This is a genomic window from Amylolactobacillus amylotrophicus DSM 20534 (assembly GCF_001434555.1).
In the GTDB taxonomy this organism is placed as follows: Bacteria; Bacillota; Bacilli; order Lactobacillales; family Lactobacillaceae; genus Amylolactobacillus; species Amylolactobacillus amylophilus.
Map to the genome: position 1 here is coordinate 48,112 of NZ_AZCV01000004.1, position 13,000 is coordinate 61,111.

A 13,000-nucleotide genomic window follows, 5' to 3' on the forward strand; every position below is an offset into this window, starting at 1 on the left:
TTAAGGTAAGAGTGTTATTTAAGAAAAAAGCAATAATTTTAGCTGGTTAAATCACGAAGAAGCTCATTATGCTCATGAAGACAGCCAATAGTAATAGCAAACCAATGACGATGCCGTGCCGTTTCTTGTGGAGCATCATCACTGCGGCAAATTCGCGCAGCGTGGCATTTGGAAGAAAGTAGAAGCGGGTCTTAGCGCCAATTCCGTTAGCTCTCAGACCGGCCCGCTTAGCAACTAAACCTGCGCGGAAAGTGTGGTAATTATTTGTGACAAAAGCAATAGAGGGCCTTTGGTCAGCGGCGTCTTCAATAGCGATTTGCTTCGAAAACTGCATATTCTGGAATGTGTTCTTGCTTTGATCCTCGATAATGATAGCCGAGGGTTCGACACCCTGCATAATGGCGTAATTAGCCATTGCGCGGGCCTCCGGGATTAGTTCGTCGGGCCCTTGACCACCGGACATAATTAGCTTAGGAGCCTTGCGACCCTTTTTAACCTGCTTATTTCGGTATTTTAAGGCACGATTAATTCTGTTTGCTAGAAGCGGCGTTACAGTTTGACCTTCAATTAATCCTGCGCCAAGCACAATGAGATAATCCTGGCGGTAGCGTTTTGGAAAGAATTGGTAGAGAAGTAGATTAACGAGGTAATTAAATAGGGTAAAGCCCAAGTAAAGCGCGATGAGCGGTGTAACCGAAAGTAACGCGGCCAACCATTCTGGAAAGCCGTTATTGAGGTTGAAAATACTAATCACCCAGCCGATGAGCAATAAAAGTCCCAATAATAACGTGAGCGAATTCTGGAGCCCATGGCTCTCGCGTTTCCAGACAATGTAGGCATTCCAGAGGAGGAATATCCACGAGAGGGCTAGGGCGAAGAAGATGATGAAGACTAGTGCGATAAATGTGAAGCCTGCAGTAGTGATGAGTGCTTGATTCTTGGTGGCAAAGATGAGGACTGCCAACCATAATAAGAAAATCAGAAAGAAAATAGTGAACAAACTTCCATTTACTAACCTACGGGGTTCGCGCAGCCATGTGATGAGAAATACGCCGAAGCTGACAAGCATGAGAGTGGTGACTAATAGCAGCGCGTTTTCGTAGATTTGGTTAAGAAGGACGTTGTAATTGAAGTCCTGTAAATTGAACATGGTTACCCCTCTGCCGAAAAGAATTGTGTGGTGAATGTTTCGTTATTACCATTATTTTATGCGTGTTATACTTAGCATATCAAAAAAGGAGACTCATAATGAAAAAATTTCTGGAAATAATTGCAAATACAGGAATTATCTTGCTTGCCTTTGGCTTGTATTCACTACTCCAAATGCTCTATCTCCTAAGTGATGACGTTAAATCTGGTGCATATTGGGGTGAGGTCATCTTAATCGTGTTACTGACTGTTGCCTTAATCGCCGTCATGTGGGCCGTGTATCGCGCCCAGTTGAAACGGGCTAATCCGCAAGGCTTCGACCAAAAACCACACTTCAAATGGCGTCGTATTTTCGTTACATTATTAGGCATTGTAATGATGCTTGTCATCCAGATGATCTTTGTTAGCTCATTTGGGGGCCAACAACCGGAGAACCAGGCCGAATTGAATCAGCTCGCTACGAATCAGAATACCCTATTTAAGGTACTGATTGCTTTCGTTGCCCCGGTGATTGAAGAAATTATTTTTCGTGGCTACTTAGTTAACACCTTCTTCAAGGCCAATACGGTCTTGAGCAAGATTGCGGCAATCATCGTTGGTGGATTAGTCTTTGGCTTGTTGCACGAGCCGCGGTTGAGTGCATATCTCCTAATTTATTGGGGCATGGGTATCGTGCTCATGAGCGTCTATATCTTCACCAAAGATTTACGGTATGGGATGGCTGTACATATCTTCAACAATGCGTTATCCGTGATTTAAGTAATTAACTAGTTAAAGGAGTTAAGCAGATGCAACTACAAGTAACCATCGAGGACAATCTGACGACGATTGTAAATGATGTTCTAGGCAAAATAGTAATCCAAACTGAGGATAAGGCGCCCGAGTTGGCGGACGCTCCGGTAGTTATTTCCTTTCTCAATGGCAAGGTGACCGCAATTGGCACCAGGGGTGTTAAGGGTGCTGACCTGATTGTCAGGTTTTACCCAAAAGAGCTGGAGCCGGTCCATGTCCGTGAACAATTGACTCGTCTGCTGGACGAAAAGGGCGTTAAGACAGCAAGCATCAATGCCGAGCGAATCAAAATTCCGACAAATTTGGCTGAAAACGTGAAAGTGGTAGTGGCGCAATTCGTTTTGGTTCTAACCCACTTTGGGCTCCATTTCATTCCGGTGAAGAAGAAACCGCTGAAGGCACAGCATCGCTGGAATAAAGCGGTAAGTGAAATTCCGTTTTATGTTGATGATTTCGGTAGTCGTGCTACCATTGTGTGGCGAAAAAGAAATGAGATGGTCATCAAGAAGGGCGCTACGATGCTGGCTAAGGCCCCATTGAATAAGGATGGTAGTATTGGGCTGAACCAACGAATGGGCGAGAAGCTCCGTGATGAGCAGCGGGATAAGTTTATGAATTTGGTAACCACCGAAGACATCATCCTGAAGAGCGTGAACGAGGTGAGCCTCTTTTTATACTTTGCCGGGACCAACAGCTGGCTCGTGTTGAAAGATCAAAATGGAAAGACGATTGATGAATACACGGTCGTTAAATAGAATAACAAAAAAACGAGGATGAACCCCCCTCGTTTTTTTGTTGGCTATTACGCCTCTTTTTTGATGAAATAATTCATGATAAACGGAGAAAGCAGCGTGGTTAAGATAATAACGATAATCACGCTCGAGTAGACAGATTGCGGAAAGAGGTGAGCACCAATCCCGATTTGAGCGATGATTAAAGCCATTTCGCCACGAGAAATCATCCCACTACCAACAACGTTTGCGTCACGCTTCGAGAATTTAAACAGTTGAGCACCGATTGTGCCACCATAGAACTTTGTTAATAATGCAAGTACGCTCAGGAGAACAATCAGCCAGATATTCTTGCCGATACCTGTGAAGGTCATCGACAGGCCAATTGACGTGAAGAAGACGGGGATGAAAACGGAGTAGCCAATCGCACTAACGGCATTTTGAACCTCCTTGAATTGTGGAGTCTGCCGGATAGCCAGACCACCGAAGAAGGCACCCACGACGGCGCTGAGGCCGACTAAATCTGCGGCGAATGCCATGCCAAATGCGAGGATGAGGGATGCAATCACCACAGAAAAGTCCAGTTCGAGGCGCTCTGCCCACCGCATCACGTATGGCGCGACAAACTTGAAGATGAACCAGACAACAATGAAGTAGGTGATTTCGAGGATTGTATTGAAAAGTAGGCTGTCTGTTGGCCCTGAGCTGCCCTCGTGGGAGAATGTCGTGAAGAGACTGAGAACGATGACCGCGAGAATATCGTCGACGACGGCAGCACCTAAAATGGTGGTTCCGGACTTACTACTCATCTCGTCGAAGTCTTTCAATACCTCAACTGAGATGGAAACGCTGGTCGCGGCGAAGACAATCCCGATGAACAGACTTTCTAGGAGGTTCATGCCGAAGAGGGAGGTTGCGATACCGATGAATACGACTGGGAAAAGCACGCCAAGTAGGGCAACGGTCATGCTCGGCTTAAAGAACTTTTTCAGTAGGCCAAGGTCGCTTTCGATTCCCGCGAGGAACATGAGTAGGATGACTCCTAATTCGGCGAACAAGTCAATGGTCTCCCCGGGTTTGATGAAACCGAGTAAGGCTGGTCCTAAGATAATACCCGCCAACAATTGACCGATCACGGCCGGTAGGTTCAGGCGGACGAAGATTTGGCCTAAGAGACTGGTGGTGAGCAAGATGACGATTAAGCTGCCGATAAATTCCATGTAAATACTACCCCTTTGTTTAATTAAGACAAAAAAATACCTTCAAGATAACCTACCCACCCAGGTAAGTCGGATTCTTGAAGGCAGTTTAATTACCCCAACCGTTTGATTTCTAATGGAAATAATTATACCAAAAAATTGGGCAAATGAACAATTTTGTTAACTGAGGGCGTGCTTCGTTAGCTGCTCACTTTGCTCACGAATGATGCGATCTTTCTTGGGCTCGATTTTGGCCAAGAGGGCTAACAAAATCGTTGTTGTGTCCACGACTTCTTGAAGAATAGCTCCAAATAGGGCGGGAATGAAGCCGAATGCGGCAATTAGCATCAAGACTACTAGGATAACAATTCCAGTCAGCACATCGTTTCTGGCAATTTTCATTGTACGTTTTGAGATATCCACGGCGCGGTTAACGCGCGAGAGGTCGTCAACCAATATGACTGCGTCGGCACTCTCACTCGCAGCAGTTGCGCCAGTTGCACCCATTGCGATTCCGACATCGGCGGCTGAAAGACTTGGTGCATCGTTAACGCCGTCCCCGACCATTACAACTGGATGCAAGTCTTTGGCGACACCTTTAATATACTGAATTTTCTGTTCCGGTAGGCAATCGAATTTCACATCGTCGACGCCAACCCGATCTGCAACGGCACGGGCAACCTTTTCGTGGTCACCAGTGAGCATCATGATATGATTAATTCCTTGTTCGCGGAGGCGAGTAACGGTTTGTGCCGACTCTTCACGGATTGTATCTTCGAAGGTGATTGAACCTGCATAGTGGCCATTAATCGAAACGAAAACTCCGGTTTTATCGAGTTTAAACGGTGGAACGCTGGGATCAACGAAGTTTAGCTTACCTACTTTAATTAACTTACCTTGAACCTGCGCCTCAATTCCTTCACCTGTAACCTCTCTTAGGTCAGACATCTCTATTAACTCACTGTGTTCTGTCCCGGCGACAAGTGAACGGGCGATGATGTGGCCCGACTCCTGCTCTGCGCTAGCGGCCAGTAGCTGAAGTTCGTGCTTGTCTACCCCTTCAACTGGCGTAATGGTGCTGATTTGCAGTTGGTTGCGCGTTAACGTGCCCGTTTTGTCAAAAGCAAAGGTTTTGGCGAGCGCCAGCTTCTCAAGTGCGGTACCCGATTTGACGACGATGTTGTTCTTGCTCATCCGACTCATGCCGGCAACGAGAGCTACGGGTGCGGCGAGGATTAATGGACAAGGCGAAGCGACGACGAGGACCTCGGCAAAACGTACCGGATCACCAGAGATAATCCAGGCGGTACCTGCGATAATCAGTGAAATAATGGTAAATGGAACTGCATAACGGTCAGCCATCCGCACGAACTTAGCTGGCTGGGCCTCAGAGGTTTGGACGAGGTGTACAATCGCCTGATACTGGCTATCTGCCGCGACCTTTTGAACGCGCATGGTAATTGAGGCGTTGCCGTTGATGGAACCGGACATTAATTGGTCGTCAACTGTCTTCTCTACTGGGACGGACTCGCCGGTTAAGGTTGATTCGTCAAAGCTCGACGAACCCTCTAGGATGACGCCGTCAACAGGAACAACTCCACCAGGCTTGACCACCACTTGGTCATTGATCGCTAAATCATCGACTTTGACATCAACCAAAGTACCGTTTGCTGCTACTTTATGGGCAATTTGAGGGGAGTTTTCTAGCAGAGTTTTCAACTCCTTCCCCGCTTGTGATGCAGCGTAATCTTCCAGCGAGTCACCGCCCGTGAGCATTACGAGAATCATCCAACTTGCCCAGTATTGGCCAACAAGCATTGTAGCCACAATCGCCATAATGGCTAGTGCGTCCACGCCATACCGTCCGGAGCGGATGGTCTGCACCATCTCGATAATCATGGAAACAGCCATGATGGAACCGGCGACGGTAATGAGTACTTGGGCCGCGAGCGGCAGGTGGAAAATGAATTGAAGAACTAATGAAATCAACCCAACGGCGAGGGTGATATACAACTTCCATTGATGTTTCATAACAATTACATTCCTTTCTTTATGCTCACATTGTAACATGGAAACGTTTTAAAGTTAAACAATAATCGTTACATTTAATTACAAAAGCATGCCTTAATCTGCATGATATAAGGCGTTATCTTTAATAAAAATAATGTATAACGGTTCTAAATTACCGAGATATTTTGCTTCTGGGAATGAGTTGCTTGGTGTTCTAAGGTAACGGTTTTTGGTGTTACAGCATAATGTTCATCGAGTTCGTGGGCGACATAATTGAACGACTTGATTAGTTCCCGCCGGGTGAGGATTCCTTGAAAGACCTGATTTTCATCCACTACCGGTAAGAAGGCATTATCAACTAGAAGGTGCAGCTCGTGTTCCAGTGTTTCAGTCACCAGGATTTTGTCGAACTCAGTTTGCATGACATCGCGCACGGTCATAGTGTTGAGCACGTCTGTATCAACTTTTTGCGTCGTTAACATCGGATCAGTAATCATTGCGAGACTCAGTAGTCCAACTATTCTTGAATCGGAGTCAAGTACCGGAATCTTAGCGTAACGCACTTTCGTTAGGATTAAAAAAGCGTGCATTAGCGGATTATCATCTTGGACAATCGCTATTTTGCATGCCGGAATGATGAAATCACCTGCTTTTTCTTTGATTAGTTGTTCAACTTCTGGGGAAAACATGGATATCTTCCTTTCTCTACTACTCACTAATTTCAGTATACCTAGTAAGAGACGAAAGGCAAAATTAACCGCGGTTATTTAAACTAAATTAATTAGTTTACTGTACTGATTGTGAATAAAAATACTGGTCGAATAAGCGCCAGAATACCTCCAGGCAGCCCAACATCGTACAATAGGAACAGAAAGAAGGGATCGGCCCATGACCAAAAAACGCATAGCCGATGGCCGCGAGTGGTCGGTTGGACCGCTGGTGTCCTCAGCGCCATGGCAATCGGCAGCACCGTGTGGTGGCAAAGCCAGCTCAACGCCATTCGCCACCTGACCGTCCGGCAAACAGATATCGCCACGGTATTCATTCCCGGTTATGACAGCAACTCTTGGACATTTTCGCCCATGATTCAGCGCTTCGCCCGCTACGGCATCGCCACTGATGCCATGACCATCAACTTCAGCATGAATGGCCACCTGGCCATTACCCGCCGGGCGGCCCTGAACCAGCGCAATCTGCTGATCAATATCATTTTTGCGGATGCCCGCAATCCAGAGAAACAGACGACCCAATTGCACCGCATCATGACCAAACTCTACACCGATTACGGGGTGCACCAAATCAACTTAGTTGGCCACTCCATGGGCGGTTTTCTAGCCACCCGTTACATTACCCAGCCGACCACCGCCCAGCAGCCGGCGGTGGTCCGCTTTGTGAACATTGCCTCCGGCGGCGCCCGGGCTGATAGCAATCTGGCCGATTTTCCCAAGAACATTGCCATGTTGGCCATCGGCGGCAATATTTGGGGCACCCGCAGTGACTGGCAGGTACCGCTGGCTTTCGTCCAGCATTTTGCCAAGACCGTTCCCCAGACCAAGCTGATCACGATCACCGGTTCCCCGCTCACCGCCTACCACAGTGCCCTGCACCAGAATCCCCAGGTGGATCGGGATATCGCCCAATTTCTGTTCCACTGATACAGATTTCGATTTAAGTAACTACAGTTGTCAGTCAAAACTCTTGTAATCGGTTACACGATATGATAGATTGTAAGCAATGAGATTGTAAGCAATCGATTCCCATCCTGGGGTGGGATAAGTCAAACCATTAAAGGAGTTAATCTATTATGCAAAACACAGTTTCGAACCCTGTACCAGAAAAGAACCAAACCGGCGCCGGCGTGGGTACCGTCCCGGCGTCTGTGGCCATGCTCAAAGTGATCGAAGCTTGGGGTGTCGACCACATGTACGGTTATCCGGGCGGCTCGTTTAACTCAACCATGAACGCCCTGGATATCGAAAAGGAACGGATGCGCTACATCCAGATCCGCCATGAGCAGGTCGGCGCGCTGGCCGCTGCGGCGGACGCCAAACTCACTGGTAAGATTGGGGTTACCTTCGGCTCCGCCGGCCCAGGGGCCACGAACCTGCTGACGGGACTGTATGATGCACGAGAAGACCATGCGCCGGTTTTGGCTCTGATTGGTCAAGTCCCCCACACCAACATGAACTACAACTACTTCCAGGAATTCGACGAGAATCCAATGTTTGCCGACGTAGCCGCCTATGCCCGCTTAGTCATGACACCGGAAAGCCTGCCCTACATCGTGGACAAGGCAATTCGGGAAGCCTACAAACACCGAGGTGTGGCCGTTGTGGTCATTCCCAACGACTTCGGCTACGTGCAAATTCCGGACGAGCTCTACAGTTCAGTGTCGCCCACTGACCAGAAGGATCGCCCGCTGCCCCAACCCACCGATTTAGAAGTGGATGCCGTATTAGAAATGGTCAAAGCCGCAAAACGGCCGGTCTTCCACGTGGGCCGCGGCATTCGGGACAATGGTGCCAAGCTGGTTGAATTGTCGAAGAAATTACAGATTCCCATCACCGTGACTGGACAGGCCAAGGGCTTGATTCCGGACGATTACGAAGGCAATCTGGGCATGTTAAACCGGGCCTCCTCCAAGGCCGCCGACGAGATCTTCGCCGTGTCTGACCTGGTCATTGCCATTGGCGCCGACTTCCCCTTTGCCAACGCCATCTATCGCACCCACCCGTTCAAATTTGTCCAAGTTGACGTGGATGAAGCCCAATTCGGCCGCCACCACTACTTGGATAAGGGCGTTTGGTCGGATGCCGGGGACTTTGTCGACAAGATGCTGGTCCGCAGCACCGACGCCGAACCCTCATCCTTCTTCCAGGCCGCAGTCGCGGATATGCAAAACTGGCAGGCCTACTTGGATCACTTGCTGGATCGAGAAACCAGTCCGCTGGAATTCGAGCAGATCTACCGGGAGATCAACAAAATTGCTAACGACGATGCTATCTACTCCATTGATGTCGGCGACAACATCATCAACAGCTTCCGCTATCTGAAACTCACCCCGAAGAATAAGTGGGTTATTTCCGCCCTCTTTGCCTCCATGGGCTCCGGTGTCCCTGGAGCCTTGGCTGCGCAATTGAGCTTCCCCGACCGCCAAGTCTTCCACATTGCCGGCGACGGTGCCTTCTCCATGGTCATGCAGGATTTGATCACCGAAAAGAAATACGACCTGCCGATCATCAACATCATTACTTCCAACGCCAGCCTGAACTTCATCAAGTCCGAACAGGACGACATTCCGATGAACCACAGCGGTATCTTCATCGAAGACCAAGACTTCGCGATGATTGCTCGGGGCATGGGCGTAGAAGCCGTGACCGTACGTGCATCCAGCGATCTGCCTGCCGCCTTCGCCAAGGCCCTGGAAGTCACCCAGGCCGGCCGGCCGTTCCTAATCGACGCCAAGATCACCGACAAGCGCGGCATTCCAGTAGAAGAACTGGAATTAAAGCAGCAAGACGGTACCTGGGTCGAGACGGTTAACCCGTCCTACAATGCCAACCGCGCCCTGACCCATATCAGCAGCGTCCAAGAATTCTTCGCCGAGTACGACGGCGGTGAATTGAAGAGTTTACCAGAGATTTTTGCAGAACATAATGTACCGACTGACAAGTAATTTGTTTCAGTAATAAATAAGCCCGGCACAACAACAGATAATCGTTGTTGCGCCGGGCTTTTATGTATCAACAGAGTCCTCAGCGAGCATCTCGCCGGTCCGCCACCTTAACTTCGTCATCACCCACGATCCCGATATCGCCGCGCAAGCCGACCTGGTGATGACCATCACCGAGGGCCGGCTCACGGGAGGTGGCGATGATGGGCATCATTAACCGGATCACCAAACGGACCTTACAGGGAGAAATGGGCCGGACGCTGCTGACGATTTTTTCCATGGGGATTGCGGCAACGCTGGTGATTGCGACGCTGGTGGGGTTTACCAGCAGTCAGAATAGTTTGTATCAAAAACAGTTGAAAGACACCGGCGGTATGCAATTTGTGATTCGTAACGTGCCCCGGGAGAATGCAGCAAAACTCCGGCGCAATACCGCTAGCCATTGGCTTAACTATTGGAATTATCGGATTGATTATTGGCTTAATCGCGATCTTTGGCAGTATTATCATCACAATCATCGCTGTTTTTCTTAGCCTAATTTTAGTTGGGGTACTCGCCACGTATACAGGATTGGGGCTACTTGCGGGCAGCTGGGCTGTCGGATTGACGTACCTCGGTGGTGGTGTTTTGGCAATCGGATTAGTATTGTTGTTGATTCCGGTCCTGAAGTGGTTATTGGTCGGAATTTCCCATGTTGTTGCCCAAATTTTCAGGTGGTTCTACCGTAAAACACTGGGAAGACATAGTGCGGAGGTACAAGGATGAAAATATTAGCGAAAATTGGTGCGGCCTTTTTAACGATTGGCCTGGTAATGGGTGTGATTGGCTCACTTAATAGCGTCCTGAAACCTACAGAAATTGTTGCGGGGCGTCCGAGAATAATTCGAAATCACGACAAAGTTTATCAACTTGACGAATTTCGTAGCATCAACATAGACACAAAGAACTTAGATGTAGACATTGTGGATGGATCTCGCTACGAGGTGAAGGTGATCAGTAACCGGACTAATTCTGGCGTTAATGTAACGGAGAAGAATGGCGAGCTGACAGTACAACAAACTAGTCGTCATGACTTTGGTAACTTCGGGTTCGCCTTGGCTGCTCACCGTGAGAGTAAAATAGTGATCACGGTACCAACGGTAGATAAGGAACTGACAGAGATTAACTATCAGTCAAATAATGCAGACCTCTTCCTTGATGGATTAAAGGTGCGTCAGATTGACTTTGCTGCAGCGAACAGTGATCTCGACCTGCTGGATACAGAGGTTAGTGGTTCTGTTAAAGTTCAGATGAACAATGGTGATTTGGATGTACAGAATTCGCGGTTGAATGCAGCTACTTTAGCACTCAGAAATGGTTCGTTGAAATTGGTTGATGGCGAGGTACATAACTTGGGTGCTGAGTTAAACAATGGTGACTTCGAGGCCCATGCAACTAAGTTTACTGGCAAGAACAAAATCAGTAATCAAAATGGTGACAACGAACTTTCTGGAGCGGATAAGACCTTAGGATATCGCTTACGTAATAAATACGGTGACAACATGCTTTTTGGTGCTGAAAGTGGCCAAATAATGTCACATAAATGGACGGGTGAGAACCAAATTGAATTGGTAACGTATAATGGCGATAATACGGTAGAGTAAGGTCATCATGATAATGTGGTTAGTCGTATTTTTGTGTGTAGCTATCACTTTGGAATGTCTTAATAATAGTGTAAAGGACCGATGGGTTTACGTTGAGCCCCTTTTTTAATGGCCACTGGTCACCTTGATGCCGATAATTCCGACAAGTAAAATCAAAACGAAGAACCACGTGCTTAGGGACAATTGGTCTTTGAATAATAGACTACCAACAATGACTGAGCCTACTGCATCAACGCCGGTCCAGATAGGATAAGCGAGTCCGAGTGGTAGAGTTCTGGTTGCTCGAATTAGGAAAAAGAAGCTTAGGGCCATTCCAGCTAACGTCAAGAATTAATAGAGCGGCTTAGTAAATCCGGTGCTGAGTTTCATTGTTGTTGCCCAATCCACTTCGAACAGACCTGCAGTAATTAGTTGAATCCATGCCATTGATAGTTCCTCCTATGATAAAAAAGACGACCACTACTCCTCTCATTCAGCCTAATGAGGAGTGATGCTCGTCTACGCCCGGCGACGTTATCAATATAACGGGAATTCTAACAAAGAAATAATTAGTGGTCAACTAGATATTAGTACAAATTTCTTCTAGTTCAAAAATGGAATCACTCGTCAATTGCGTATTTATTGTTATGAGTGTGACATGACCACCACCTCCAAATAGTCACTTCGACAGCATAAAGGAGGTGTTGCCTATGCTCGGAATGGGAAGGAAAATTGGTATCACTTGAACTTTATTCAGGTGTTAAAAGATCTACTCGTAATGATCAACGTTGCTAAAGCAATTGTTTGGTTCTACGAGAAAATCAAAAAAAACACTAATCATTTAGATTAGTGTCACAAGAATTTCCACGAAAGCACTCTACGTCAGCGGTTACCATCCGCTGGCGTTTTTTCGTCTACCTGTAGTGTAACATGAAATTGCGTAATAACAAGTCGAGAAAATCAATTATATATGCCAACTTTTGGCAAAAAAAAAACCACGGCCGGGAATGTGCCGTGAGTCTCGTTATATGGCTGGCTATCAGTCAGCTCAAATGTTCAATCTACTTGGAGGAGTAAGAATGAATGAAAACAAAAGTTGGGTCTTAATTTGTTTGTTTAATAGCTTCAAGGGGGGTGACCTTTTGGCTACACTTATAATATAACTTTTAATTGTGAACAAAGTGTGACGAAAGATTTCTAAAACTGTTAAGAGTGGTAAAGAAAGTCTTAAGTGCGCTTAAAATATCGCATTAGCAGTCACTTTTAGTGAATGGCCGTTATTTAACGCTAATTATCGAAATCCAAATTTTGTAATGTAAGCGTTTGTGCCAAACTGAGCATAACAAGAAAATTTAGGGGGAATAATTTCGTGAATCTAAATAAAATAATGTTGGGAACCTTGCTATCGCTGTCTTTGGTTGGGCTCTTTTCGGCTTGTGCGCCACAAGAGAAAAAGTCAACAAGCGCAACAAATGACAAGGAGAAAACTACCAAAGTTGTGAAAATGACGCTCGGAGCAATGGCTGCGCCAGATTCTGCACCACTTTTTGTTGCACAGGAGCAAGGATTCTTCAGGGACGAGGGTATCGATGCAAACATCGAACTGTTTAGGGATGCAATTAAACAGGATGCCACAATGGTACCTGAACCATTCCTAACAATGGCTCGTGGCCAAGGACTGCATGTCTTCGGGGTCAGCAATCCAGATGACTTCAGGGTGGCAGCGATGGCCTTTGATAAGGAAATCTCGCAGAACAAACAATTAATGAGTAAGTTTTATCGCGCATATAACCGTGCTGTCACGCTCTTGTACTGTTAGTTGTA

At 47.1% G+C, this 13,000-nt stretch carries 11 protein-coding genes, 1 pseudogene and 1 other annotated feature; of the genes and pseudogenes, 7 read left to right on the forward strand and 5 right to left on the reverse strand.

The annotated features are described in order from the left end of the window. Positions 1-46: 46 nt before the first annotated feature. Positions 47-1,150, reverse strand: a complete 1,104-nt coding sequence (locus FC62_RS05385; protein WP_082611520.1) for a YdcF family protein — start codon at positions 1,148-1,150, stop codon at positions 47-49. Between the two features lie 98 nt (positions 1,151-1,248). On the opposite strand from FC62_RS05385, the gene FC62_RS05390 reads away from it, so the two are divergent. Beyond that, positions 1,249-1,908, forward strand: a complete 660-nt coding sequence (locus FC62_RS05390; RefSeq protein ID WP_056945741.1) for a CPBP family intramembrane glutamic endopeptidase — start codon at positions 1,249-1,251, stop codon at positions 1,906-1,908. Positions 1,909-1,937: 29 nt separating this feature from the next. Continuing rightward, on the forward strand, positions 1,938-2,696 hold the full coding sequence (locus FC62_RS08280) for a hypothetical protein (protein WP_075362798.1): 759 nt from the start codon (positions 1,938-1,940) through the stop codon (positions 2,694-2,696). Positions 2,697-2,743: 47 nt separating this feature from the next. On the opposite strand, the gene FC62_RS05400 is transcribed toward FC62_RS08280, so the two are convergent. The 3 genes from FC62_RS05400 to cbpB form a co-directional block, all read right to left on the reverse strand. Then, entirely contained in the window at positions 2,744-3,892 is a 1,149-nt protein-coding gene (locus tag FC62_RS05400; protein WP_056945742.1) for a cation:proton antiporter, read from the reverse strand. Positions 3,893-3,942: 50 nt separating this feature from the next. Further along, positions 3,943-3,995 (reverse strand) — a sequence feature (sodium ion sensor (DUF1646 type); this cis-regulatory element may regulate processes involved in with the transportation of sodium ions). 56 nt (positions 3,996-4,051) lie between these two features. Then, positions 4,052-5,902 carry a heavy metal translocating P-type ATPase gene (locus FC62_RS05405; protein WP_054746061.1) on the reverse strand — a complete coding sequence of 617 codons (1,851 nt, stop codon included), beginning with the start codon at positions 5,900-5,902 and terminating at the stop codon, positions 4,052-4,054. 146 nt (positions 5,903-6,048) lie between these two features. Beyond that, on the reverse strand, positions 6,049-6,570 hold the full coding sequence (gene cbpB, locus FC62_RS05410; RefSeq protein WP_056945743.1) for a cyclic-di-AMP-binding protein CbpB: 522 nt from the start codon (positions 6,568-6,570) through the stop codon (positions 6,049-6,051). A gap of 264 nt (positions 6,571-6,834) precedes the next feature. Here cbpB and FC62_RS05415 point away from each other — a divergent pair, with 264 nt between their 5' ends. The 4 genes from FC62_RS05415 to FC62_RS05430 all read left to right on the forward strand — a co-directional run bounded on the left by FC62_RS05415 (position 6,835) and on the right by FC62_RS05430 (position 11,197). Further along, positions 6,835-7,536, forward strand: coding sequence for an alpha/beta fold hydrolase (locus FC62_RS05415; protein ID WP_056945744.1), 702 nt, complete (start codon positions 6,835-6,837; stop codon positions 7,534-7,536). Between the two features lie 230 nt (positions 7,537-7,766). Then, positions 7,767-9,557: a pyruvate oxidase gene (gene spxB / locus FC62_RS05420; RefSeq protein WP_054746097.1), complete on the forward strand. Its 1,791-nt coding sequence runs from the start codon at positions 7,767-7,769 to the stop codon at positions 9,555-9,557. 405 nt (positions 9,558-9,962) lie between these two features. Beyond that, positions 9,963-10,319, forward strand: a complete 357-nt coding sequence (locus FC62_RS05425) for a hypothetical protein (protein WP_054746059.1) — start codon at positions 9,963-9,965, stop codon at positions 10,317-10,319. Then, on the forward strand, positions 10,316-11,197 hold the full coding sequence (locus FC62_RS05430; RefSeq protein WP_054746058.1) for a DUF4097 family beta strand repeat-containing protein: 882 nt from the start codon (positions 10,316-10,318) through the stop codon (positions 11,195-11,197). Before FC62_RS05425 ends, FC62_RS05430 begins: the two co-directional genes overlap by 4 nt. A 105-nt stretch (positions 11,198-11,302) precedes the next feature. Here FC62_RS05430 and FC62_RS05435 read toward each other — a convergent pair. Further along, a pseudogene (locus FC62_RS05435) lies at positions 11,303-11,623 on the reverse strand (DMT family transporter). A gap of 922 nt (positions 11,624-12,545) precedes the next feature. Here FC62_RS05435 and FC62_RS05440 point away from each other — a divergent pair. Further along, positions 12,546-12,995: an ABC transporter substrate-binding protein gene (locus FC62_RS05440; RefSeq protein WP_141322570.1), complete on the forward strand. Its 450-nt coding sequence runs from the start codon at positions 12,546-12,548 to the stop codon at positions 12,993-12,995. Positions 12,996-13,000 lie beyond the last annotated feature (5 nt).

Coding starts and splice junctions, on each gene's coding strand:
- FC62_RS05385 (WP_082611520.1), bottom strand. CDS start 1,150: ATGTTCAATTTACAGGACTTCAATTACAACGTCCTTCTTAACCAAATC.
- FC62_RS05390 (WP_056945741.1), top strand. CDS start 1,249: ATGAAAAAATTTCTGGAAATAATTGCAAATACAGGAATTATCTTGCTT.
- FC62_RS08280 (WP_075362798.1), top strand. CDS start 1,938: ATGCAACTACAAGTAACCATCGAGGACAATCTGACGACGATTGTAAAT.
- FC62_RS05400 (WP_056945742.1), bottom strand. CDS start 3,892: ATGGAATTTATCGGCAGCTTAATCGTCATCTTGCTCACCACCAGTCTC.
- FC62_RS05405 (WP_054746061.1), bottom strand. CDS start 5,902: ATGAAACATCAATGGAAGTTGTATATCACCCTCGCCGTTGGGTTGATT.
- cbpB (WP_056945743.1), bottom strand. CDS start 6,570: ATGTTTTCCCCAGAAGTTGAACAACTAATCAAAGAAAAAGCAGGTGAT.
- FC62_RS05415 (WP_056945744.1), top strand. CDS start 6,835: ATGGCAATCGGCAGCACCGTGTGGTGGCAAAGCCAGCTCAACGCCATT.
- spxB (WP_054746097.1), top strand. CDS start 7,767: ATGCTCAAAGTGATCGAAGCTTGGGGTGTCGACCACATGTACGGTTAT.
- FC62_RS05425 (WP_054746059.1), top strand. CDS start 9,963: ATGCAGCAAAACTCCGGCGCAATACCGCTAGCCATTGGCTTAACTATT.
- FC62_RS05430 (WP_054746058.1), top strand. CDS start 10,316: ATGAAAATATTAGCGAAAATTGGTGCGGCCTTTTTAACGATTGGCCTG.